The 21982-nt window shown below is 72.4% G+C and carries 21 protein-coding genes and 2 tRNA genes; 7 read left to right on the top strand and 16 right to left on the bottom strand.

Features of this window, described 5'->3' with window-relative positions:
- Positions 1–228: 228 nt before the first annotated feature.
- Both ACE101_RS24840 and ACE101_RS24835 read right to left on the bottom strand, forming a co-directional pair.
- On the bottom strand, positions 229–894 hold the full coding sequence (locus ACE101_RS24840) for a protein-L-isoaspartate O-methyltransferase family protein (RefSeq protein WP_379135400.1): 666 nt from the start codon (positions 892–894) through the stop codon (positions 229–231).
- A 161-nt stretch (positions 895–1055) separates the two neighbouring features.
- Positions 1056–1129 (bottom strand) — tRNA-Cys (locus ACE101_RS24835).
- A 184-nt stretch (positions 1130–1313) separates the two neighbouring features.
- Between ACE101_RS24835 and ACE101_RS24830 the strand changes: the two genes are divergently transcribed.
- Together ACE101_RS24830 and ACE101_RS24825 are read left to right on the top strand one after the other, a co-directional pair.
- Positions 1314–1389 (top strand) — tRNA-Asn (locus tag ACE101_RS24830).
- A gap of 217 nt (positions 1390–1606) precedes the next feature.
- Positions 1607–1783 (top strand): DUF1328 domain-containing protein, encoded by a 177-nt coding sequence (locus ACE101_RS24825; protein ID WP_048431004.1) that lies wholly within the window; start codon positions 1607–1609, stop codon positions 1781–1783.
- Positions 1784–1895: 112 nt separating this feature from the next.
- Here the strand turns inward: ACE101_RS24825 and ACE101_RS24820 are convergent, their stop codons facing one another.
- A complete protein-coding gene (locus ACE101_RS24820) occupies positions 1896–2123 on the bottom strand; it encodes a hypothetical protein (protein WP_379135397.1) in 228 nt (75 codons plus the stop codon).
- A gap of 360 nt (positions 2124–2483) precedes the next feature.
- Here ACE101_RS24820 and sseA point away from each other — a divergent pair, with 360 nt between their 5' ends.
- Positions 2484–3326 (top strand): 3-mercaptopyruvate sulfurtransferase, encoded by an 843-nt coding sequence (gene sseA, locus ACE101_RS24815; protein ID WP_379135394.1) that lies wholly within the window; start codon positions 2484–2486, stop codon positions 3324–3326.
- Between the two features lie 107 nt (positions 3327–3433).
- Here the strand turns inward: sseA and ACE101_RS24810 are convergent, their stop codons facing one another.
- From ACE101_RS24810 to ACE101_RS24790, 5 genes are read right to left on the bottom strand one after another with little or no spacing between them, the layout of a single operon-like run.
- Positions 3434–3871 (bottom strand): EamA family transporter, encoded by a 438-nt coding sequence (locus ACE101_RS24810; RefSeq protein ID WP_379135392.1) that lies wholly within the window; start codon positions 3869–3871, stop codon positions 3434–3436.
- 2 nt (positions 3872–3873) lie between these two features.
- On the bottom strand, positions 3874–4695 hold the full coding sequence (locus tag ACE101_RS24805) for an amino acid ABC transporter ATP-binding protein (protein WP_379138912.1): 822 nt from the start codon (positions 4693–4695) through the stop codon (positions 3874–3876).
- Between the two features lie 29 nt (positions 4696–4724).
- The gene (locus tag ACE101_RS24800) at positions 4725–5882 is read right to left on the bottom strand and encodes an amino acid ABC transporter permease (RefSeq protein ID WP_379135390.1); all 1158 of its coding nucleotides are present in this window, start codon (positions 5880–5882) and stop codon (positions 4725–4727) included.
- A gap of 7 nt (positions 5883–5889) precedes the next feature.
- Positions 5890–7137 carry an amino acid ABC transporter permease gene (locus ACE101_RS24795; RefSeq protein ID WP_379135388.1) on the bottom strand — a complete coding sequence of 416 codons (1248 nt, stop codon included), beginning with the start codon at positions 7135–7137 and terminating at the stop codon, positions 5890–5892.
- 60 nt (positions 7138–7197) lie between these two features.
- Positions 7198–8220, bottom strand: coding sequence for an amino acid ABC transporter substrate-binding protein (locus tag ACE101_RS24790; RefSeq protein WP_379135386.1), 1023 nt, complete (start codon positions 8218–8220; stop codon positions 7198–7200).
- Positions 8221–8468: 248 nt separating this feature from the next.
- Between ACE101_RS24790 and metC the strand changes: the two genes are divergently transcribed.
- Positions 8469–9656: a cystathionine beta-lyase gene (metC, locus tag ACE101_RS24785; RefSeq protein WP_379135384.1), complete on the top strand. Its 1188-nt coding sequence runs from the start codon at positions 8469–8471 to the stop codon at positions 9654–9656.
- An 805-nt stretch (positions 9657–10461) separates the two neighbouring features.
- Here metC and ACE101_RS24780 read toward each other — a convergent pair.
- The 5 genes from ACE101_RS24780 to ACE101_RS24760 form a co-directional block, all read right to left on the bottom strand.
- On the bottom strand, positions 10462–11058 hold the full coding sequence (locus ACE101_RS24780; protein ID WP_379135381.1) for a pyridoxamine 5'-phosphate oxidase family protein: 597 nt from the start codon (positions 11056–11058) through the stop codon (positions 10462–10464).
- Between the two features lie 73 nt (positions 11059–11131).
- Entirely contained in the window at positions 11132–11470 is a 339-nt protein-coding gene (locus ACE101_RS24775) for a lipid-A-disaccharide synthase N-terminal domain-containing protein (protein WP_379135378.1), read from the bottom strand.
- A 4-nt stretch (positions 11471–11474) separates the two neighbouring features.
- A complete protein-coding gene (locus ACE101_RS24770) occupies positions 11475–12215 on the bottom strand; it encodes a glycosyltransferase (protein ID WP_379135375.1) in 741 nt (246 codons plus the stop codon).
- On the bottom strand, positions 12212–13966 hold the full coding sequence (locus tag ACE101_RS24765) for an ArnT family glycosyltransferase (protein ID WP_379135372.1): 1755 nt from the start codon (positions 13964–13966) through the stop codon (positions 12212–12214). Before ACE101_RS24765 ends, ACE101_RS24770 begins: the two co-directional genes overlap by 4 nt.
- A 120-nt stretch (positions 13967–14086) precedes the next feature.
- Positions 14087–14497: a hypothetical protein gene (locus ACE101_RS24760; RefSeq protein ID WP_379135369.1), complete on the bottom strand. Its 411-nt coding sequence runs from the start codon at positions 14495–14497 to the stop codon at positions 14087–14089.
- Positions 14498–14651: 154 nt separating this feature from the next.
- On the opposite strand from ACE101_RS24760, the gene ACE101_RS24755 reads away from it, so the two are divergent.
- From ACE101_RS24755 to ACE101_RS24745, 3 genes are all read left to right on the top strand, one after another.
- Positions 14652–15734 carry an ABC transporter ATP-binding protein gene (locus ACE101_RS24755; RefSeq protein ID WP_379135366.1) on the top strand — a complete coding sequence of 361 codons (1083 nt, stop codon included), beginning with the start codon at positions 14652–14654 and terminating at the stop codon, positions 15732–15734.
- A 140-nt stretch (positions 15735–15874) separates the two neighbouring features.
- Positions 15875–16912 (top strand): Fe(3+) ABC transporter substrate-binding protein, encoded by a 1038-nt coding sequence (locus tag ACE101_RS24750; RefSeq protein WP_379135363.1) that lies wholly within the window; start codon positions 15875–15877, stop codon positions 16910–16912.
- A 46-nt stretch (positions 16913–16958) separates the two neighbouring features.
- Positions 16959–18608 (top strand): ABC transporter permease, encoded by a 1650-nt coding sequence (locus tag ACE101_RS24745; protein WP_379135360.1) that lies wholly within the window; start codon positions 16959–16961, stop codon positions 18606–18608.
- Between the two features lie 114 nt (positions 18609–18722).
- Here ACE101_RS24745 and ACE101_RS24740 read toward each other — a convergent pair whose 3' ends face one another.
- The 3 genes from ACE101_RS24740 to ACE101_RS24730 form a co-directional block, all read right to left on the bottom strand.
- Positions 18723–19751, bottom strand: coding sequence for an LLM class flavin-dependent oxidoreductase (locus tag ACE101_RS24740; protein WP_379135358.1), 1029 nt, complete (start codon positions 19749–19751; stop codon positions 18723–18725).
- Positions 19752–19833: 82 nt separating this feature from the next.
- Positions 19834–21069 carry an MFS transporter gene (locus ACE101_RS24735; RefSeq protein ID WP_379135356.1) on the bottom strand — a complete coding sequence of 412 codons (1236 nt, stop codon included), beginning with the start codon at positions 21067–21069 and terminating at the stop codon, positions 19834–19836.
- Between the two features lie 141 nt (positions 21070–21210).
- Positions 21211–21927 carry a glutathione S-transferase C-terminal domain-containing protein gene (locus tag ACE101_RS24730; protein WP_379135353.1) on the bottom strand — a complete coding sequence of 239 codons (717 nt, stop codon included), beginning with the start codon at positions 21925–21927 and terminating at the stop codon, positions 21211–21213.
- Between the last annotated feature and the right edge of the window lie 55 nt (positions 21928–21982).

The following is a 21982-nucleotide window of genomic DNA, read 5'->3' as shown; positions in this document are numbered from 1 at the left end:
CTGCCGGTTAGGAGCATCGCCTCGCGGCCGCTCCGGGCTGAGTTTGGCTTGTGGTGCCGCATAAAAGCGACAGTGCGGCGGCCGGCGCGCAGCCGCGCAGCCCGGGCGCCGTTGGCGCTCCGGCTGCGCGGTGCGGACACCGGCCGGGGCCGGACCGTCATCCGGTCGCTCGCGTCGCCTGCGGAGGACCGGCGCCGCGGTTGCCGGAGCCGACCGTCCGGAGCCGGATCAGAAGGTGAAGCCGGGCTCGGTCGCGAAGGCCCGCAGGGGGGGCACGGCGGCGTCGAACAGGGGGCGGGCGCCGAAGGCGTTGCCGGCGCGCACCCAGAGCGTCGCCTTGCCGGTGCGGCCTTCGCCCTGGACGCAGGCGAGGCGCCCGCCATCGGCGAGCTGCTCCAGCAGCGCCTGCGGGCGCCGCTCGATTCGGCCGTTGATCAGGATGGCGTCGTAGGGGCCGTGCCGGGGGGCGCCGCCGTCGAGGGCGCCGGTCTCGACCGGGATCGCCTTGCCGGTGACGGCGGCGAGGCGCTCGCGGGCCTGCTCGGCGAGGCCGGGCAGCGATTCGAGGGCGGTCACGCTCGCGCCGAGCCGGTCGAGGATCGCGGCCGCGTAGCCGAGGCCGGTGGCGACGTCGAGCGCCCGCTCGCCCGGCTTGACGGCGAGCGCCTGGATCAGGCGGGCGAGGACCATCGGCGCCGGCATGGCGCGGGTTTCCCCCTCCTCCGTGCCGAGGGTGATGGGCTGATCGATATACGCGAAGGCTTCCCGTCCCTCCGGCACGAAGCGCTCGCGCGGGACGCTGTCGAAGGCGTCGAGAAGCGCGATATCGGTCACGTCGAAGGTCCGCAGCTGACAATCGACCATGAGGCGGCGCGCTTGCGCGTAATCGAGCATGGGAGTCTCTGGGGACAGTGGCGGCCAAGCCATCGGCGACGGGCCAGGCCGTCGGGCGTCGGGGTTGTGGTGGATCGCCTGCCAAAAGGCAAGGTTGGACCGCGCCTGCCACCCCGGCTGCCGCTTCGGCTGGAATCGCGATGGATGGGAAGGGATGAAGGTGGAGGCCTCGCCCGGAATCGAACCGGGGTGCAAGGATTTGCAGTCCTCTGCGTAACCACTCCGCCACGAGGCCGTCCGACAGGCGTGCAGCGAAGGCAGCGCCGTCCTCCCGGGGCGGGCGGCCGTCCCGGGAACGAGGGCTCTCTAACAGAGTTGGGGGCGGCTCGGCAACCGGGAGAGAGCCGGCGAATTTTCGCGCGTTCCGCCAAATCGCGCTTGCATCGGCCCGGAGCCATGCGCTAAGCGGTGCCCGTCGTTCCCCGATAGCTCAGCTGGTAGAGCAGGCGACTGTTAATCGCCTTGTCGCAGGTTCGAGTCCTGCTCGGGGAGCCATCCCGCCCCTGCCGACGACACCCTGATCCGTCGCGGCCGCCGCGTGATCCGGCTCCAGCGAATCGCGATGCCGGGCCGGGCTCGGGACGGTTCCCCATCCGGTGCACGAAAATTTGCCGGAACTCCTTCGGCCGCACGAGGTTTTCCCTGCAACTTGCTGCGACGCTTTGGGCCATCCGGTCCATGTCGGCAGCGTCAAGACAGACAGGAGACCTCCATGATCGGATGGGCCATCACGTTCCTGGTCGTCGCGCTCGTCGCGGCGCTGCTCGGCTTCGGCGGCATCGCCGGCACCGCCATGGAAGCGGCCAAGATCGTATTCTTCGTCGCCATCGTGCTGTTCGCCGTCTCGGCGATCTTCGGCCTCATGCGGGGCCGCTCGCCGCGGATATGACGGCCCGGGTCCGACGCTGGGCCCGATGACACCGGAACAGGGCGGCTTCGGCCGCCCTTTTTCGTGCGCACGGGAACGCCCGGCGATCCGCGCGCACGTCGCGTCGGCTCCCTCAGCGCAGGGCGGCGTGGGCGAAGGGCAGGATCGCCGCCGGACGCAGGGCCGGCCGCGGCGGCTGCACCTTCGGCTGGAGACGATGCACCGTGGCCTTGCGCGGGCGCGGCGGCAGGGCGGCCGCCACGAGGTCGGCGCACCAGATCGCGGCCGCCAGATAGCCGCAGGACAGCACCCGGACCGAGTCCGGACGGAGCGGGTGCACGAATCGAGCCGTGGCGTTCATCGCGACCTCGAAGGCTGAGGTGGTCCGGGCCGGCTGCGATGCGGGCCGGGCGGGCCAGGCAGCCCTCGGAGTTTCACTGCCTGGCCCGTCGGCCGCGCCCGGCCGTGCAAGGGAGAGTGGACACGGCGGTTGCAGCGCCGGAATCCTAGCATGAACCGTGCCATCTGGGGCCGTGATGCCGGCTCCGGTGCCCTTCATCCGATCGTCTCCTCCCCTCGGTCAGCCGGTCGTAGCATGGTCCCGGGCGGCGTTGCTTAACCTTTGATCCGTTGCGTCTCGTCTCGTACCGCGGTCGACCCGCCCGCCGATGCACCTTAAAGAAGGGGATCCGGGCTCGCGGCGCCCCCAAGGTGAACAGCAATGGCGACAGGACCTTTCGTCTCGACCGACTGGCTGGCCGAGCGGCTCGATGCTCCCGACATCGTGGTGGTGGACGGCTCATGGTACCTGCCGGCCATGAATCGCGACGCCGCGGCCGAGTACCGCGCGGGGCACATCCCGGGCGCCCTGCGCCTCGACATCGACGCCTTGAGCGACGAGACGAATCCCCTGCCCCACATGCTGCCCCCGCCCGAGGTCTTCGCGTCCCGGATGCGGGCGCTCGGCATCGGCGACGGCATGACCATCGTGGTCTACGACGGCATGGGCCTGTTCTCGGCCCCGCGGGTGCGCTGGATGTTCAAGGTCTTCGGCGCCCGGGACGTGGCCGTCCTGGCGGGCGGCTTCCCGGCCTGGGTGGCGGGCGGCCATCCGGTCGAGGAGGGCGAGCCGCGGCCGCGCGACCGGCGCCATTTCACGGCGCGCCTCGACCATTCGGCGGTGGCGGACGTGAGCGACGTGCGGCGGGCTCTCGCCGGCTCCGCCCAGATGGTGGATGCGCGCTCGGCGCCGCGCTTCGCGGGCGAGGAGGCGGAGCCGCGCCCGGGCGTGCGGCCGGGCCATATGCCGGGTGCCCTCAACGTTCACTACGCCGCCCTTCAGGAAGGCGGACAGCTCAAGGATGAGGCAGCCCTGCGCCAGGTCTTCCGCGAGGCGGGGGTCGATCTCGACCGCCCGGTGATCACGACCTGCGGCTCGGGCGTCACCGCGGCGATCGTCTCGCTCGCCCTCGAAACCCTCGGCCGGCCGGCGCGGGCCCTCTACGACGGCTCCTGGACCGAGTGGGGCTCGCGGGAGGATCTGCCGGTGGCGACGGGGCGGTAGAGCGCCGCCCGCCGAAGCCGTTGCCGGTTCGTCGGACGTTGCTCTAGAGAGCGCCCGATCGCGTCGCGATCGGGCGCCCCTGTCGGATATACGGTCCACGGTGCTGGTCAGCGCCCCACCGCGACCAGCACCGCGCCCGCCGCGATCAGTCCCACCCCGAGCCAGGCCAGGGCGGAGAGGCGCTCGCCCAGGAACAGCGCTCCGCAGAGCGCCACCATCACGACGCTGAGCTTGTCGAGGGGCGCCACCCGCGCCGCGTCGCCGAGCTTGAGGGCGCGGAAGTAGCACAGCCACGAGGCGCCCGTGGCGAGGCCGGAGAGCACGAGGAACAGCCAGGCGCGGCCCGGCACCGTGCCGGGCGCCTGCCACTGCCCGGTGGCTGCGAGGAGCGCGCCGAGCACCCCCACGATCACCAGCGTGCGCACGAAGGTGGCGAAGTCGGAATTGATGCTCCCGACCCCGACCTTCGCGAAGATCGCCGTCAGCGCGGCGAACAGGGCCGAGAGCAGCGCCCAGGCCTGCCAGCCCGCGAGGAGCCCGCGCATGCTCAGTGCAGGATCTGGCTCAGGAACAGCTTCGTGCGCTCGTGCTGGGGCGAGCGGAAGAAGGCGTCCGGCGTGTTCACCTCCACGATCTGGCCCTCGTCCATGAAGATCACCCGGTCGGCGACCTGCCGGGCGAAGCCCATCTCGTGGGTCACGCACAGCATGGTCATGCCCTCGTCGGCGAGGCCGACCATGGTGTCGAGCACCTCCTTGACCATCTCGGGGTCGAGGGCGGAGGTCGGCTCGTCGAACAGCATGATCTTCGGGCTCATGCACAGGGAGCGGGCGATCGCCACCCGCTGCTGCTGCCCCCCCGAGAGCTGGCCCGGATATTTGTGCGCCTGATTGGGGATCTTCACCCGGGTGAGATAGCGCATCGCCACCGCCTCGGCCTCGGCCTTCGGCATCTTCTTCACCCAGATCGGCGCGAGCGTGCAGTTCTCCAGCACCGTCAGGTGCGGGAACAGGTTGAAGTGCTGGAACACCATGCCGACCTCGCGCCGGACCTCGTCGATCCGCTTGAGGTCGTTGGTGAGTTCCACGCCGTCGACCACGATGCGGCCGGCTTGGTGCTCCTCCAGCCGGTTGATGCAGCGGATCATCGTCGACTTGCCGGAGCCGGAGGGGCCGCAGACGACGATGCGCTCGCCCCGGCGCACGGTGAGGTCGATGTCGCGCAGGACGTGGAAGGCCCCGTACCACTTGTTCACCCGTTCCAGCGTCACCGCGACGGGGGCGCTGGCGAGGCGGGTCGCCGAGGTGTTGGCGGGCGCGAGGTCCGGATCGATCTCCGGCAGGTGCGGGACGGCGGGCGAGGCGGTCATCGGGGCGCTCATGGGGATGCTCATGGGAATCACCGTTTTTGGCCGGCGGCGAGCCGGCGCTCCACGAACAGCGCGTAGCGCGACATGCCGAAGCAGAAGACGAAGTAGAACAGGGCCGCGAAGGCGTAGCCGGTGGTGACCACAGTCGGGGCGGCCCAGTTCGGGTCGATGCGGGCGGATTCGATCGTGCGCACGAAGTCGAAGATGCCGACGATCGAGACCAGCGTCGTGTCCTTGAACAGGGCGATGAAGCTGTTGACGATGCCCGGGATCACGATGCGCAGGGCCTGGGGCAGGATCACGAGGCGCATGCCCTGCCAGTAGGTCAGCCCGAGCGAGTTCGCCCCCTCGGTCTGGCCCCTGGGGATGGCCTGGAGGCCGCCGCGCACCACCTCGGCCATGTAGGCGGCGGAGAACAGGGCGACGCCGACCAGGGGACGCAGCAGCCGGTCGACGCTGATGTCACCGGGCAGGAACAGCGGCAGCATCACGTTGGCCATGAACAGCACCGTGATGAGCGGCACGCCGCGCCAGAACTCGATGAAGATCACGCAGACGAGCCGCACCACCGGCAGCCGCGAGCGGCGCCCCAGCGCCAGCAGGATGCCGAGCGGCAGCGAGGCCACGATGCCGACGATCGAGACCACGATCGTCACCAGCATGCCGCCCCAGAGCGAGGTCGGCACCGTGGGCAGTCCGGCGAGCGGCAGCCCCGCGAGCAGCGCGTAGGCCGCGAGCGGGAACACGACGAAGAAGTAGAGGGCGCCGAGGTCGCGCCGCGGCGCGTCGAGCCACAGCAGCCAGCCGACGCCGATCGCCGCCATGGCGAAGAAGACGTTGGCCCGCCAGCGCTCCTCGATCGGGTAGGAGCCGTAGACGAAGTAGTTGATCTTGTTGGCGATGAAGGCCCAGCAGGCCCCGACCGGCCGGCCCACCACCTCGGGCCGGCAGGCGTCGCGGTTCTCGCCCGTGAACACCGCGTCGAGCACGAGGAAGCGCAGGAGCGGCGGCACCACCAGGGCGATGATCAGCACGGCGAGGAGCGTCAGCGCCGCGTTGCCGGGGCTGGAGAAGAGATTGGCCCGCGCCCAGGCGAGGGGTCCGCTCACCAGGGCCGGGGCCGGGGCCGGCGGGATCGGCTCCCGGCGGATGAAGCTCAGGGGGAGGGTCCGGGATCCGGCGGTCATGCTGCCCTCACCGCTCGATCAGCGCGACGCGCTGGTTGTAGAGGTTCATGCCCGTGGCGGTGACGAGGCTGATCGTCAGGTAGACCGCCATGGTGATCGCCACCACCTCGACCGCCTGGCCGGTCTGGTTCAGCACCGTCCCCATGAAGACCTGGACGAGATCCGGGTAGCCGATGGCGACGGCGAGGGAGGAGTTCTTGGTCAGGTTGAGGTACTGGCTGGTGAGCGGCGGCACGATCACCCGCATGGCCTGCGGGATGACGACGAGGCGCAATGTCGGGCCGGGCTGGAGGCCGAGCGCCCGGGCGGCCTCGGTCTGACCCCGGGCGACCGCCTGGATGCCGGCGCGCACCACCTCGGCGATGAAGGCCGCCGTGTAGATGCTGAGGCCCAGCACCAGGGCGACGAATTCGGGGAAGAGCTGCAGCCCGCCGCGCAGGTTGAAGGTGCCCTTGACGGGGCGTTCGAAGGTGACCGGGTCGGCGCCTCCGAGCGCCAGCACGCCCCAGGCGAGGAGCGGCAGGCCGAGCACCAGGGCGAGGCCGACGAGGCCCACCGGCGCCTGCCGGCCGGTGCGGGCCTGGACCCGCCGGGCGCGGAGCCGGAAGGCGAGCGCGGCCAGGATGCCGAGCGCGAAGGCGGCCGGGATCGCCCAGGCATCCGCCGCCAGCACGGGCTTGGGCACGTAGAGCCCGCGCTGGTTGAGGAAGATCGAGCCCGGGAGGGCGAGGGAATCCCGCGCGCCCGGGAGCGCCGCGAGCACGGCCACGTACCAGAACAGGAGCTGGAGCAGCAGCGGGATGTTGCGGATGGTCTCGACGTAGACGCCCGCGAGCTTGGCCAGAATCCAGTTGGGCGAGAGCCGCGCGACGCCGATGAGGAAGCCGAGGATCGTGGCGATGACGATGCCGATCGCCGCGACGAGGAGCGTGTTGAGGAGCCCGACCACGAAGGCGGCGCCGTAGGTCGAGGTCGCCGCCGCGAAGGGGATCAGCGCCTGGCTGACGTCGAAGCCCGCGGTGTTCGACAGGAAGCCGAAGCCCGAGGCGATGCGGGCGTTGCGCAGGTTCTCGGCCGCGTTGCCGACGGCCATCCAGGCGAGGAGGCCGACCCCGAGGAGCAGCAGGATCTGGTAGGCCGCCCCGCGGATCGTCGGGTCGTTGAGGGGCGAGACCCGGGGCGGGCCGGAGGAACTGTTCGACACGGATGGCTGACCTTCCTCACGCAAGCGGTTTGTGCCTTTCCCTGACGCCATGGGCGGATGACGGGGATCCCCCTCCCGCGGGGAAAGGGGGGATCCCCGCGCCTCATCCGGTCAGCGGATCGGCGGGCCGTATTGCAGGCCGCCCTTCGACCACAGGGCGTTCACGCCGCGCTGGATCTTCAGCGGCGAGCCCTGGCCGACGTTGCGCTCGAACACCTCGCCGTAATTGCCGACGAGCTTGATGATCCGGTAGGACCAGTCGTTGGTCAGCCCGATGCCCTCGCCGAACTTGCCCTCGGTGCCGAGGATGCGCTTGACGTCCGGGTTGTCGGACGACTTGAGCATCTGGTCGACATTGGCTTGCGTGATGCCGGCCTCCTCGGCGTTGAGCATCGCGTAGTGGGTCCAGCGGACGATGTCGGCCCATTGCGAATCGCCGTGGCGCACCGCCGGTCCGAGCGGCTCCTTGGAGATCACCTCGGGCAGGACGATGTTGTCGTCGGGGGTCGCGGCCCGCAGGCGCTCGGCGTAGAGACCCGAGGCGTCGGTGGTGAAGGCGTCGCAGCGGCCGGAATCGTAGGCCTTGAAGGTCTCGTCCGAGGTGGCGAAGGCCACGACCTCGTATTTGAGCTTGTTGGCGCGGAAATAGTCGGCGAGGTTGAGTTCGGTGGTGGTGCCCTGCTGGGTGCAGATCGAGGCGCCGTCGAGCTGCTTGGCCGAGGTCACGCCGAGCTTCTTCTTCACCATGAAGCCCTGGCCGTCGTAGAAGTTGACCGCCGGGAAGTCGAGGCCGAGGGACGTGTCGCGGGACATCGTCCAGGTGGTGTTGCGCGACAGCACGTCCACCTCGCCCGACTGGAGCGCGGTGAAGCGGTCCTTGGCCGAGAGCGGGATGTAGCGCACCTTGGTGACGTCGTTGAAGATCGCCGCTGCGAGCGCCCGGCAGAACTCGACGTCGAGGCCGGTCCAGCGTCCCTGCGCGTCCGGCACGCCGAAGCCGGCGAGGCCCGGATTGGAGCCGCAGGCGATGAACCCCTTCTGCTTGATGCTGGCGAGTGTCGCCTGAGCCTGGGCGGCTCCGGCCGCCAGGCAGACGCTCAGGCCGAGGCCGAGCGCCACAAGAACCTTCTTCATCCGATCCCCGTTCTTGTTCCGCGCGGCCGGTTGCGCCATCCGGGCGTCCGCACCTGCGCCGTCGATTGCCCTAAGCAAGGATCCTGCCCAAACAGGGGTCCTGCCTAAGCAAACGGCATTCGAGGCGAAGGTCGGTGTTTGGTCAAGGGGTTGGATGACCCTGCGGAGGCCGCCCTGCCCGCTTCGGCGGCTTGACGCGGGGCGGCCGGCCGGGCTGTGGTCGCGCCTTCTGCCGATCCCGAGGTCCGATGAGCATCACGCCCCCCCGCGATCCGAGCCGTCTGGCCGAGCGCACCCGCCTCGTCCATGCCGGCCGCGACCCCTCGCAGCAGCACGGCTTCGTCAACACGCCGATCTATCGCGGCTCGACCGTGCTCTTCGAGAGCACCGACGCCCTGCGGCACCGCCGGGCGGAATACACCTACGGGACCGCCGGCACGCCGACCATCCGGGCGCTGGAGCAGGCCTGGACCGAACTCGCGGGCGCGGCCGGCACGGTGCTGACGCCGTCCGGCCTCGCGGCGGTCACGGTGGGCCTGCTGGCCTGCCTCAAGGCCGGGGATCACCTGCTGGTGACCGATTCCGCCTACCGGCCGACCCGCGAGTTCTGCAACGGGTTCCTGGCCCGGTTCGGCGTCGAGACCACCTACTACGACCCGACCCTCGGGGCGGGCATCGCCGACCTCATGCGCGACAACACCACGGCGGTGCTCACCGAGGCGCCGGGGTCGCAGAGCTTCGAGATGCAGGACATCCCGGCCATCGCCGAGGCCGCGCATGCCCGGGGCGCCTGCGTGCTGATGGACAACACCTGGGCGACGCCCCTGCTCTTCCCGCCCCACGAGCGCGGCGTCGACATCGCCATCGAGGCGGGCACCAAGTACCTGTCGGGCGGCTCGGACCTGCTGCTCGGCCTCACCTCCGCCAATGCGCGCTACTGGCCGGCCCTCAAGCAGACCTTCTCGCTCTTCGCCATGTGCGCGGGCCCGGAGGACGTGTTCCTCGCCCTGCGCGGCCTGCGCACCCTGCCCCTGCGGCTCGCCGAGCACGGGCGCCAAGCCCTCGCCATGGCGGAGTGGCTGAAGCAGCGCCCCGAGGTCGCGCGCGTGCTGCACCCGGCCCTGCCGGAGGATCCCGGCCACGCCATCTGGGCCCGCGACTTCAAGGGCGCCTCGGGGCTGTTCTCGGTGATCCTGAAGCCCTGCTCCGAGACCGCGGTCGCCGCGATGCTCGACGGGCTCGAACTCTTCGGGATGGGGTTCTCCTGGGGCGGCTTCGAGAGCCTCGTGATCCCCTTCGATTGCCGGACCTACCGCACCGCTACCGCCTGGGAGCCGGGCGGCCCGGGCCTGCGCTTCCACATCGGCCTGGAGGATCCCGAGGACCTCAAGCGGGATCTGGAGGCGGGCTTCGTCCGGCTGCGGGCGGCGGGATAGGGCGGCCCCCCGAGCGAGAGCGGCGTCCTTGCTGCATGACCTTGGGTCGGACAGCCTGATCCCGTCATGGAGCTTGGCCGCTTCGAGCGGGATCCTGCGAAGGCTGCTTCGAACGTCGTGCGGCACGGCGTGTCGTTCGAAGCGGCGCGGGCGACGCTCCTCGACCCCTTCGCTCTTGACGTGCACGACACGCGTGAAAAACGATCGGGAAGAGCGCTCCGTGCTCATCGGCATGGCGGAGGGGTGATACGGTTTCCGGAAGATCACTTTCGGAAACCGTATCACGAGCCCGCGCGGCGCCTGAGCGAGGCCGGTTTCCGCATCGCGAAGCGATCATCCGGAAACCGTATGATTGCTGTGCCTCGTCGATACGATGGGGGGCGACGCGATCCGGATCATCTCGGCCCGGGGAGCCGAACCGCATGAACGCCGACGATACCATGAAGCCGAGCTCTGGCCCGCCACGGCACGACGGGAGCCGCTTCGACGCGATGGGCGAAGCGGAGCGGCACGCGGCCGCCATGGCCGATCCCGAGGCGCCGCTCCCCTCCGAGGACCTCCGGTCCCTGCGGCGCACGCCGCAGGTCCGCATCATCCGCCGGGCGCTCGGCCTCTCGCAGGAGGAGTTCGCGGTCCGCTTTCATATCCCGCTGGGAACGTTGCGGGATCGGGAGCTGGGCCGGACCAGCCCCCGACGCCACGGCAGGCCTATCTCGCGGCGATCGGCCGCGATCCCGCCGCCATTCGCGACGCCCCGCGGTTGGCACCCGCCGCGTCCTGACCATCGCGCATGGCGGGGCCTTCCTCAGGGCACCAGCCACGTCGCGGCCGGCGTGCCGCCGTCCCACGTGAAGCGGGCGCGCCGGTGGCCCTCGAAGGCCAGGTAGACGAAATCCAGCCGCTCCACCGTGACGAGGACGACCCGGAACCGGGCGCGGCCCTCCTCCGCCGTCGCCCGGTCCGTCGGCAGGGCGTAGCCGTCGCCCCGCGGGATCGGGGTGCCGGGGCCGGGGCTGACGCCGTAGCAGGTCCGGCTCATCGGCCGGGCCGCCTCCCAGGCCGCCGCGGCGAGCGCGTCCGCGCCGTGCAGCGTCGCGCGGCCCTCCGCGCGGATCTGGATCTTGGCGTGGGGATCGTAGGCGTGGAGCGCCACCCGCGGCTCGCGGGCGATCTCGGCCGCCTTGTCGGAGCGGGCATCGGTGTGGAAGCGCAGGAGCCTCGCCCCCGCGTCGGCCTCCCGCAGCACCACCGTGCGCAGGCGCGGCGCCCCGTCGCGGCCGAGCGTGGCCAGGGTCGGGGTGTGGCACGCGCCGCGCCGATGCGCCGCCCCCTCGGACAAGAGCCGCCACGCCTCGTCGAGGCAGGCGGCGAGGTCGTCGTAGAAGGGCGGCTGGTCGGTCATGCGGGCGTCTCCGGGACGCGGAGCCAACGCGAAACGCGCCATCCGCACAAGCCCGGTCCCGGCGCCCCCGGTCTCAGGCCGGGCTCTTCCCCCGCCCGCGGCGCTTCTCGCGGAAGATCAGCGCGAGGTTGCGCAGGTAGATCACCGTGCCGAGGCTCTGGCCGAGGATGAAGACCGGATCGTGCCGGTAGAGCGCGTAGGCGAGCAGCACCGCCGAGCCGCCGAGGGAGAAGAACCAGAACGAGAGCGGGATCACGCTGCGCCCGGCCCGCTCGCTGGCGATCCACTGCACCAGGAACCGGGCCGTGAACAGGGCCTGCCCGAGGAGCCCGACCACCACCACGAGATCGACCGGGCCGGTGAACAGCGAGGCGATGTAGGCCCACAGGCCGTGCATGATGTCGGCGACCATGCGCTCAACTCCCCTCGGCCGCGAGGTCGGGCACCCGGCGGCGGCGGCGGATCAGCCACCACACCCCGGCGAGGTCGAGGAGCCCGACCCAGAGCCGGTCGAACAGCCCGTAATTGGAGCGCCCGCTCATCCGCGGCCGGTCGACCACGTCCACGTGGACGACCGCGAAGCCCTCCCGGGCGACGAGGGCGGGCATGAAGCGGTGCAGCGCGTCGAAATACGGCAGGGCGAGGTAGACGGCGCGGCGGAAGACCTTGAGGCCGCAGCCGGTGTCGCGGGTGGCGTCGCGCAGCACGCGCGAGCGCACCCCGTTGGCGATGCGCGATTGCAGGCCCTTGAGGCGTCCGTCCTTGCGCCCTACCCGCTGGCCCTGCGCGAGGCCGGCCCGGGGCCCGGCCGCGTCGAGGGCCGCGACCAGCCGGGGGATGAAGGCCGGGTCGTTCTGGCCGTCCCCGTCGAGAGTGGCGACGAGATCGCCGCGCGCGGCCCGCACGCCGGAGCGCACCGCGGCGCTCTGGCCGCAGCTCTCGCGGTGGCGCAGCACCGTGAGCATGGGATGCGCCGCCCGCGCCGCCGCCAGCGCCGCCGGCGTCGCGTCCGTCGAGCCGTCGTCGACGTAGATGATCTCGAAGGGCGCGAGCGGGGCGCAGGCGGCCGCGATCTCGGCGACGAGGGGTGCGATGTTGCCCGCCTCGTTGCGCACGGGCACGACGACGCTGAGCCGCAGGGAGGTCGATTCGGTCACGGCACCACCGCGTAGGCGTCGAGCCCGACCGGCTTGCCGCCGTTGATGTTGAAGCCCGTGACGCGTCCCACCAGCGCCGGGCGGAGGTCCCGCGCCGAAAGGGCGGTGCGGGTGGCGTCCCGGACGCGGTCCTCGACGTAGAGCAGGCGGCAGCCGCCCGCGGCCAGGAACGCCGCCGCCTCCTCGCCCGAATCGAGCATCCGCAGCTCGGTGCCCGTGAGGAAGACGAGGCTCGGCTCACGGTAGCCGAAGGTCCCCACGGCCGGCGTGCAGGGCAGCGCGCTGCGCAGGGCGGCGAGGCGCGGCGAGACCTTGAGGGCGCCGAGGACCGGCTGGGTCAGGCCGAACACCGCCGGGCCGAGCAGCATCGCGGCGAGGACCGAGACCGCGAGCGCCCGCTCGGGCTGGCCGCCGACGAACAGGCGCCAGGCTGCGGCGGCGACGAGGGTCGCGGCGACGAGGAGCGGGAGCGCGGCGAGCGGCAGCACGCCGTCGAGCCGCCACGCCGCGACGCTGAGCCCGATGGTCAGCCCGAGGGGCACCAGGGGCACGAGCAGGGCGACGAGGGGCGCCCCCGGCCGGTCCCGGTGGACCGCCCCGCGGGCGACGCCCATGACCGCCAGGATGGCGAGGGCCGGGCACAGCGGCAGCACGTAATGCGGCAGCTTCGTCGGCACCGCCTCGAAGACCAGCCAGGACGGCACCACCCAGGCGATCAGGAAGGCGACCGCGTCGTCGCGCCGGGCGGCGAAGGCGAAGGGGATCGCCATGGCGGCGATGGCGGCGGCGGGCCAGAAGGTGCCGAAGATCACCAGCAGGTAGGTGCCGGGGGGCGCCCAGTGCTGGGTCTGGGCGGTGCCGACCTTGCCCAGCATGTCGTGGCCGACCGCCTCGCCGTAGAAGGCTCCGCCGCTCTTGAGCGTGATGGCGATGAACCAGGGGGCCGCCACGGCGGCCACGATGAGGAGGCCGAGCCCCGGCCGCAAGCGCCGCAGCCACGCCCCCGAGCGCGCCTTGAGGGAGAGGGTGAGCGCCGCGAGGCCGGCGAACATCGGCACCAGCGGCCCCTTGATCAGGATGCCGAGGGCGACCGCGAACCAGAAGGTGAGCACCGTGCCGGTTGGCAGGCGCTCGCTCCGGCCCCGCGCCAGCCATGCGCGGGCGAGCGCCCCCATGGCGGCGACCGCGGTGGCGGTGAGGAGCGCGTCGGTCTTGGCGAGGCGCGCCTCGGCCGACAGCATCGCGCAGGCCCCGAACAGGGCGGCGGCCAGGAAGGCGTGGCGGCGCGGCAGGAACGCGAGCGCGGCCCAGTAGCTCAGCAGCACGGCCGCGATGGCGCCGAGGAGCGAGGGAATGCGGTAGAGGGCGATGGTGGTGCGGGCGTCGCGCAGGCCCAGCGCCTCGGCGGTGCCGACCACGGCGCTCTGCGCCCAGTAGATCCCCACCGGCTTCTTGTGCCGCGCCTCGCCCTGGAAGCGGATGTCCACGAGGTCGCCGCTCTCCAGCATCTGCTTGGAGGCCTGGGCGAAGCGGGGCTCGTCCCGGTCCATCGGCTGGAGCGAGGCGAAGCCCGGCAGAAAGCAGACGAGGCAGAGGAGGACGAGCAGGCCGCAGGCCGCCGCATGGCCGCGCGCGCCGAGCGACACGAGCCGGTCGGCGAGGGTGCCCAGCAGGGCGGCGCGGCCAGGGCGCTCCGCGGCGCCGGGCGTTGGCCCGGCACCGGATGTCGGCCCGGCAGCAAGGCTCTTCATCCTGTCGCTCCGAATCGGCGGCGGGCCCGCGACGGCACTCCGCCCCCGGTCGCCGCGACGGGCGCTCCTGTCGGTGATCCGGTCCGGAAAGTCAATTTTCGGGGCGGACCGCCCCGCCCCTCACACCGTCATGCCGACGGGCTCGAACAGGAAGTCGTCCACGCGCGGGATCGAGACCGCGAGGCTCACCCCGTAGGAGGAGCGCGACAGGCGCCAGGGGCGGTCGCCCTCGGCGCGCACCGCCTCGGAGGGGCGCAGGCGGCGCAGGCGGCCGTCCTCCTCCACCTCCTCGATGACGAGGAAACCGTAGACCTGGAGCCGGGCGGCCACGAGCTTGGTGTCGCGGTCGCCCGCCGCCACCGGCAGGTGGCCCGCCTCGTAGACCGTGTCCATCAGGCTGCGCTGGTCGCGGCGGGAGCGGGCGAGCGCCGGGCTCGGAGCGGCGAGGTCCTCGGGATGATAGCCCCCGGCCTGGAGCTTGGATCGCCGGAACGGCACGACATTGCCGGCCTCGCTCGACGCGCTACGCATACGCCACTCACCCTGACGGTTGCTCGGGACCCGGCCGGCCGGCTAAGGCCGCCCGGGCGATGCGGAGCTTTCGACGGATCCGCTTAACGCCTGATTGACCCTGTGGACCGCCATCCGCGGCCGGTCTGTGCCAGAACGGAGCGATCGAGCCTCCATGCCCTTCACGGCGCCGCGATCTCACCCGGCCCCCCCGGCCCTCGCGGCGGAGGACGTCGCCTGCCGGTTCGGCCGCGTGCAGGCCCTCGACGGGGTGTCGCTCGCGGTGCGGCCCGGCGAGGTGATGGCGCTGCTGGGTGATTCGGGCTGCGGCAAGAGCACCCTGCTGCGCATCGTGGCGGGGCTGGAGCAGCCGGGCCGGGGCCGCGTGTTCCTCGACGGCCACCTCGTCGCGGGGCCCGGCGTGGCGGTGCCGCCGGAGGCCCGCGGGGTGGGCCTGATGTTTCAGGACTACGCCCTGTTCCCGCACCTCACCGTGGCGGAGAACATCCGCTTCGGCCTCGCGCGCCGGCCCGCCGCCGCCCGGGCGGCAGCCGATTCGCTCCTGGAGCAGGTGGGCCTGAGCGCCCGGGCGGAGAGCTATCCGCAGACGCTCTCGGGCGGCGAGCAGCAGCGGGTGGCGCTGGTGCGGGCGCTGGCGCCGGGCCCCCGGCTCCTCCTCCTCGACGAGCCCTTCTCGAATCTCGACCGGCGCATGCGCGACCGGGTGCGCGACGATACGGTGGCGCTCCTGCGCCGCACGGGCACGACGGCGCTCCTCGTCACCCACGATCCCGAGGAGGCGCTCGCGGTCGCCACCCGCATCGCCCTGATGCGGGCCGGCCGCATCGTCCAGGTCGCCACCGGCGAGGCGCTCTACCGGGCGCCCGCCACCCTGTTCGCGGCGCGCTTCCTCGCCGACGCGACCGAGATTCCCTCCCGCATCCGGGACGGGGCCGCCGACACGCCCCTCGGCCGGATGCGGGCCGAAGGCCTCGCGGAGGGGATGGCGGTGCGGGTCTGCCTGCGGCCGGAGGCGCTGCGGGTGGGGGCGCCGGGCACCGGCCTGCCCGCGCAGGTGGTGCGCCGGGTCTTCCTCGGCGCCTCCGCCCTCGTCCACCTCGCGGTGCCGGGCCTCGCGGTGCCGCTGCGGGCGCGCCTGTCGGGGGCGGAATCCTTCGGGCCCGGCGACGCGGTCGGCCTGACCTTGCGCGAGGCGGCGGTGCTGGTCCTTCCGGACGAGGACGATGCAGGGTCCTGACAGGATTAAAGCGGGGCCGTGAACGTGCGGCGACCCGGTTCGGGCCGCCGGATCTCATCTTAAAACCAGTCTAATCTATCACGCTTGATTTTCCCGCGCTTCTGCTTCTCTACGGATTGCGACAATCCGGGAGGGGAACCTTGTCGCACCGATCGATCCGTCCGTTCGTCGTCCTTGCGTCGCTCGCCGGCGCCATCCTGGGGCATCCGGCCGGCGCGCGGGCGGCGGGGGAGGTGAACCTCTACACCACCCGCGAGCCGGGCCTGATCCGGCCGCTCCTCGACGCCTTCACGGCCAAGAGCGGCATCACGGTCAACACGGTGTTCGTGGACAAGGGGCTCGCCGAGCGCGTGGCGGCCGAGGGCGCCCGCTCCGCCGCCGACCTCGTGATGACGGTCGATGTCGGCAACCTGATCGAGATCGTGGACAAGGATCTCGGCCAGCCGGTGCGCTCGGCGGTGCTGGAGGCGGCGATCCCGGCCGGCCTGCGCGACCCGGAGGGGCGCTGGTTCGCCCTCTCCACCCGCGCGCGGGTGCTCTACGCCGATCCGGACACCAAGGGGCTGGAGGCCATCACCTACGAGGATCTCGCCGATCCGAGGTGGAAGGGGCAGGTCTGCATCCGGGCGGGCCAGCACCCCTACAATACGGCGCTGATCGCGGCCTACATCGCCCATCACGGGGAGGAGAAGGCGGAGGCGTGGCTCAAGGGCCTCAAGGCCAACCTCGCGCGCAAGCCCGGCGGCGGCGACCGCGATGTGGCGCGCGACATCGTGGCCGATCTCTGCGAGGTCGGGCTCGCCAATTCCTACTATGTCGGCCTGATGCGCAGCGGCCGCGGCGGCCCCGAGCAGAAGAAGTGGGGCGACGGGATCAAGGTGGTGCTGCCGGTCTTCGCCGGCGCGGGCACGCACGTGAACATCTCGGGCGCGGTGGTGGCCAAGTCGGCGCCCAACCGCGACAACGCGGTCAAGCTCCTCGAATTCCTGGTCTCGGACGAGGCGCAGGCGCTCTACGCCAAGGGCGATTACGAGTATCCGGTGAAGCCCGGCGTCGCCGTCGACCCGCTGCTCGCCGAACTCGGCCCGCTCAAGGTCGACACGGTCCCGCTCGCCGAGATCGCCCGCAACCGCAAGGCCGCCAGCCTCCTCGTCGACCGTGTCGGCTTCGACAAGTAGCGGGTTCCCGGAGGGCATCGCTCCGCGGCGCGGGGTCGGGGCGCGCGTGCCCCCCGCCCTCGCTCCCGGCCTTCTGACCTGGACGCTGGCCGCGGGGCTCGCGGCCCTGCTCGTGCTGGCCCCGCTCCTCTCGCTCGCCGCCGAGGCGCTGCAGGGCTCGGGGGGGCTGTGGCCGCATCTCCTGGCCTACGTGCTGCCGCAGGCGGTGCGCGACACGGCGCTGCTGCTCGCGGGCGTCGGGCTCCTCGTCGTCGCCATCGGCACGGGCGCGGCGTGGCTGGTCGCGGCCTACGAGTTTCCGGGGCGGCGCCTCCTCGACTGGGCGCTGCTGCTGCCGCTCGCGGTGCCCACCTACATCGTGGCCTACGCCTATCTCGACCTGCTGCACCCGGTCGGCCCGGTGCAGGGCGCGATCCGGGCGCTCCTCGGCGTTGCGCGCCCGCGCGACCTGATGCTGCCGGACGTGCGCTCGCTGCCGGGCTGCATCCTGCTCCTCGGCTTCGTGCTCTACCCTTACGTCTACCTGCCGACGCGGGCGCTGTTCCTGATGCAGTCGGCGAACCTGGTGGAGGCGGGGCGCAGCCTCGGCCTCTCGCCCGCCGCGGTGTTCCGCCGGGTGGCGCTGCCGCTGGCGCGGCCGGCCATCGCGCTCGGCGCGAGCCTCGCGCTGCTCGAGGCCCTCAACGACATCGGCGCGGCGGAATTCCTCGGCGTGCGCACCCTCACCGTGTCGATCTACGCGACCTGGGTGAACCGCTCGGACCTGCCCGGCGCGGCGGCGATCGCCCTGGTGATGCTGCTGTTCGTGCTCGCGCTGATGGCGGTGGAGCGGGCGGCGCGCCGCCGCCGGGGCTATGCGGGGGGGGCGCAGCGGCCCCGCCGCATGGGCCGCCAGCGCCTCCGGGGCCTGCCGGCCCTCGCGGCCTTCGCCCTCGGCCTCGCGCCGGTGGCGGTCGGCTTCCTCGCGCCCGCCGCCTATCTCGTGGTGCAGGCCGTGCGCCGGGTGCAGTTCGCGGGCGTCTCGCCGCGGATCCTCGGCGAGGTTCTCAACACCGTTCTCTACGCGGGTCTCGCCACGCTGGCGGCGACCGCGCTCGGGCTCCTCGTGGCGGCAGGGCCGCGCCTGTTCGCCGGGCCGGTGGCGTGGCGGGCGGCGCTCGTGCGCTGCGCGACCCTCGGCTACGCCGTGCCGGGGGCGATCCTGGCGATCGGCCTGATGCCGCCGCTCGCGGGGCTCGACGCCGCCCTCGACGGGGCGAGCCGGGCGCTCACCGGGACGGGGCTCGGGCTCGTCGGCCTCGGCACCGGGGTCGCCCTGGTCTACGCCTACGTGGTGCGCTTCCTGGCGATCCCCGTGGGCACCAGCGAGGCGGGGCTCGCCCGGGTGCCGCGGTCGCTGGGCGATGCGAGCCGGGTGCTCGGCCGCAGCGCCGCCGCGACGCTGGCGCAGATCCACCTGCCGCTGACATGGCCGGCGGTGCTCGGCGGCGCGCTCCTCGTCTTCGTGGATTGCGTGAAGGAACTGCCCGCGACGCTGCTGCTGCGCCCGCTCAACGTCGAGACGCTGGCGACCCACCTCTACGGCGAGGCCGCGCGCGGCACCTACGAGGACGGGGCGCTCGCCGCCCTCCTGATCGTGGCGGTGGGGCTCGCCCCGGTGGCGGTGCTGCTGCGCACCGCGACGCCGCGGGCGTGAGGGGCCCGGTCATACGGTTTCCGGATGATCGCTTCGCGATGCGGAAACCGGCCTCGCTCAGGCGCCGCGCGGGCTCGTGATACGGTTTCCGAAAGTGATCTTCCGGAAGCCGTATCAGGCCAGCAGCGCGCGCACGAGCGGCGCCACCCGGATGCCGTAGAGTTCGATGCCGCGCATCAGCCTGTCGTGCGGGAGCGGGCCGGCGCTGTACTTGAGCTGGAAGCGCGACAGGCCGAGCATCCGCACCGTCGCGGCGATCTTGCGCGCCACCGTCTCCGGGGAGCCGACATAGAGCGAGCCGTGATCGGCCTCCTGCTCGAATTCCTCGCGGGTCATCGGCGGCCAGCCGCGCTCGGCGCCGATGCGGTCGCGCATGCGCTTGTAGTCGGGAAACAGCTCCTCCCGGGCCGCGGCGTCGGTCGCGGCCACGTAGCCGGGCGAGTGGACGCCGATCGGCCGCACCGGCCGTCCGGCTTGCGCGTAGGCGCGCCGGGAGAGGTCGGCGTAGGGACGGAACCGGCCCGGATCGCCGCCGATGATGGCGAGCATCAGGGGCATGTCGTAATGCGCCGCCCGCACCACCGAGTTCGGGCTGCCGCCGACCCCGATCCAGGTGGTGAGCGGCGTCTCCAGGCTCGGGAAGACGCGCTGCTCCGTCAGCGGCGCCCGGGTGCGGCCCTGCCACGTCACCGGCCCGCCCGTGAGCAGGGCCGCGAAGAGTTCGAGCTTCTCCTCGAACAGGGTCTCGTACTGCGCGAGGTCGTAGCCGAAGAGCGGGAAGGATTCGGTGAAGGAGCCGCGGCCCAGGATCACCTCGGCGCGGCCGTTCGACACCGCCTGGAGCGTCGCGAAGCGCTGGAACACGCGGACCGGGTCGTCGGAACTCAGCACGGTGACGGCGGAGCCGAGCCGGATCCGCCGCGTGCGCCCGGCGACGGCCGCGAGCAGGGTCTCGGGCGAGGAGACCGCGAAATCGGCGCGGTGATGCTCGCCGACCCCGAAGAAATCGAGGCCGACCGCGTCGGCCAGTTCCGCCTGCGCGACGACGTCGCGGATGACCTGGGCGTGCGGGAGGAGGCCGCCATCCGGCGCCGCGGTCACGTCGCCGAAGGTGTCGAGGCCGAGTTCGATGGAGATCGTCATGCCCCCGAGGATGGGGGAGCGGAGACGCCTTGGAAACCGGGCCCGCCGCAAGGTCGCCCTTGCGGCGGTGCATGCGGGCCGCTCAGGCCGCGGCGAGGCGCTCCCGCGGCGCCTGCCGCTGGATCAGCCAGAGGGCGATCCCGACCGTGACGAGGTTCCACAGGAGCCCGTGGGCGAAGGCCGCCGCGTAGGTGCCGGTGAGGTCGAAGATCACCCCCGAGAGCCAGCCGCCGAGCGCCATGCCGAACAGGGTCGCCATGATGACGATGCCGACCCGGGCGCCGGCCTCGCCGGGCGGGAAGACCTCGCGGACGATGATCGCGTAGGCCGGCACGATGCCGCCCTGGAACAGGCCGAACAGGGCCGAGACCACGTAGAGCGAGGTCAGCCCGTCGAACACCAGGTAGAGGACGAGCGCCGCGCCCTGGAGCACGGCGCCGATGAGCAGGGTGGCGGCCCCGCCGATGCGGTCGGCGAGGAGGCCGGAAGCGATGCGGCTGACGATGCCGAAGCCGAGCATCAGGGAGAGCATCTCGGCGCCGCGGGCGACGCCGTAGCCGAGATCCCCGCAATAGGCGACGATGTGGACCTGGGGCATCGCCATGGCGACGCAGCAGGCGACCCCCGAGAGGGCGAGGAGCGCCTGCAGCCCGCCGGGGGAGAGCCCGAGCGCCGGCGCGCCGCCGGGCCAGCCCCCGGGCCCGGCCGTAGGCCCGCCCGCCTGCGGCGGCCGCCGCCGCATCAGCAGGGCGAGCGGCAGCATGGTGGCGAGGCAGATGAGCCCGAGCCCGGCCTGCGTCGCGCGCCAGCCATGGGTGGCGACGGCGTGCTGGACGAGGGGCGGCCAGATCGTTCCGGCGAGGTAGTTGCCGGCGGCGCAGAGCGAGACCGCGATGCCGCGCCGCCGGACGAACCAGAGGGAGGTGTCGGCCATCAGGGGCGCGAAGGCGGCCGAGCAGCCGACCCCGATGAGGAGGCCGTGCGCCAGGACGAAGGGCCACAGGCTCCGGGCGACGGCGGTGACGCCGTAGCCCGCCGCGACGCAGAGGCCGCCGATGACGAGGGGGAGCACGATGCCGAAGCGGTCGGCGAGCCGCCCCATCAGCACCCCGCCGAGGGCGAAGCCCACCATGGTGAGGGTGTAGGGCAGCGAGGCGGCGGCGCGGGCGATGCCGAACTCCGCCTGCACGGCGGGGAGCACCACGACGACGGACCACATGCCGACGCCGCCGATGGTGGTGAGCAGCACGGCGACGGCGAGGCGCCGCCACGCGGCGGGGGAATCCGGCCGGTCGGCCGGCAAGCTGGGGGCGGGCACGGGCGCATCCTCGGGCGAGGCCCGGCCGGTCTTGGCGCCGGCTCCGGGCGGGAGAGTGGCTCTAGCAGCGCGCTCGCGCTGCCGGTAGCGAGCGGGGCGCAACCCGGACCGGCGTTTCGGGGCGGCGGCCGGCCGCGCGCCTCACGCCGGCGAAGCGATCTCTCCGTCCCGGCCGATGAGGCCATGCAGCGTCGTGCAATGCCTGACCAGATCGGCATGCCCCGCAACGAACGCCTTGAGAGGGGTCTCGATGTCGTAGAAATGGATGTTCGCCAGAAATCCGTAGATCGCGGCATCGAAGCTGGTCGGATTCTCTCCGAACAGGAAGCCGCTCGCCGGAACGAGATGGGCGAGAACGCGAAGATCGGCGATGCCGCGCGCGTACGCCTCGTCCGGCGCGTAGCGGCCGATCCCCTGGTAATAGTAGCGCTGGGCGTTGAAGTCCCGAGCCGTCCGGAGTTGCTCGTCCGTCAAGTCGGGATGCTCGTGGCGCAAGGCGTCCCGGAACGCCGGCCAGAACCGCTCATCCTTCCAGCGCGAGTAGGACATCACCCAGTACAGGTCGTCGAGCATGCGGGTGACGAGGTGGCCGATATCCCGCTGGGCCGGGGTGAGCCCGGCGTCGATGGTCAAGCCGTACCGGCGCGTGAGGTGCGAGATGATGACGTCGCTGTCGCCGACCGTGTCTCCGCCGTCGACGATGTAGGGCAGTTGTCCACGCGGCGCGGCCGACGCGTCCACGATGTGCTCCTGCCTGAAAGGCAGGCCCGTCAGCTTGAGGAAGGCGAATACCTTGAGCCCGTAGCCGTTGTTGTCCGCGACGCCGAACAGCCCAGGATAGGAGTAAAGAGTGATCATGCGCCGTCTCCCGTCATGTGTCCTCGCCCGGCGTCGCGCAGGTTCGGACGACAGA

The sequence above is a fragment of the Methylobacterium carpenticola genome, from assembly GCF_042748905.1.
Lineage (GTDB): Bacteria > Pseudomonadota > Alphaproteobacteria > Rhizobiales > Beijerinckiaceae > Methylobacterium > Methylobacterium carpenticola.
This window is presented reverse-complemented; position numbering and strand designations above follow the sequence as displayed.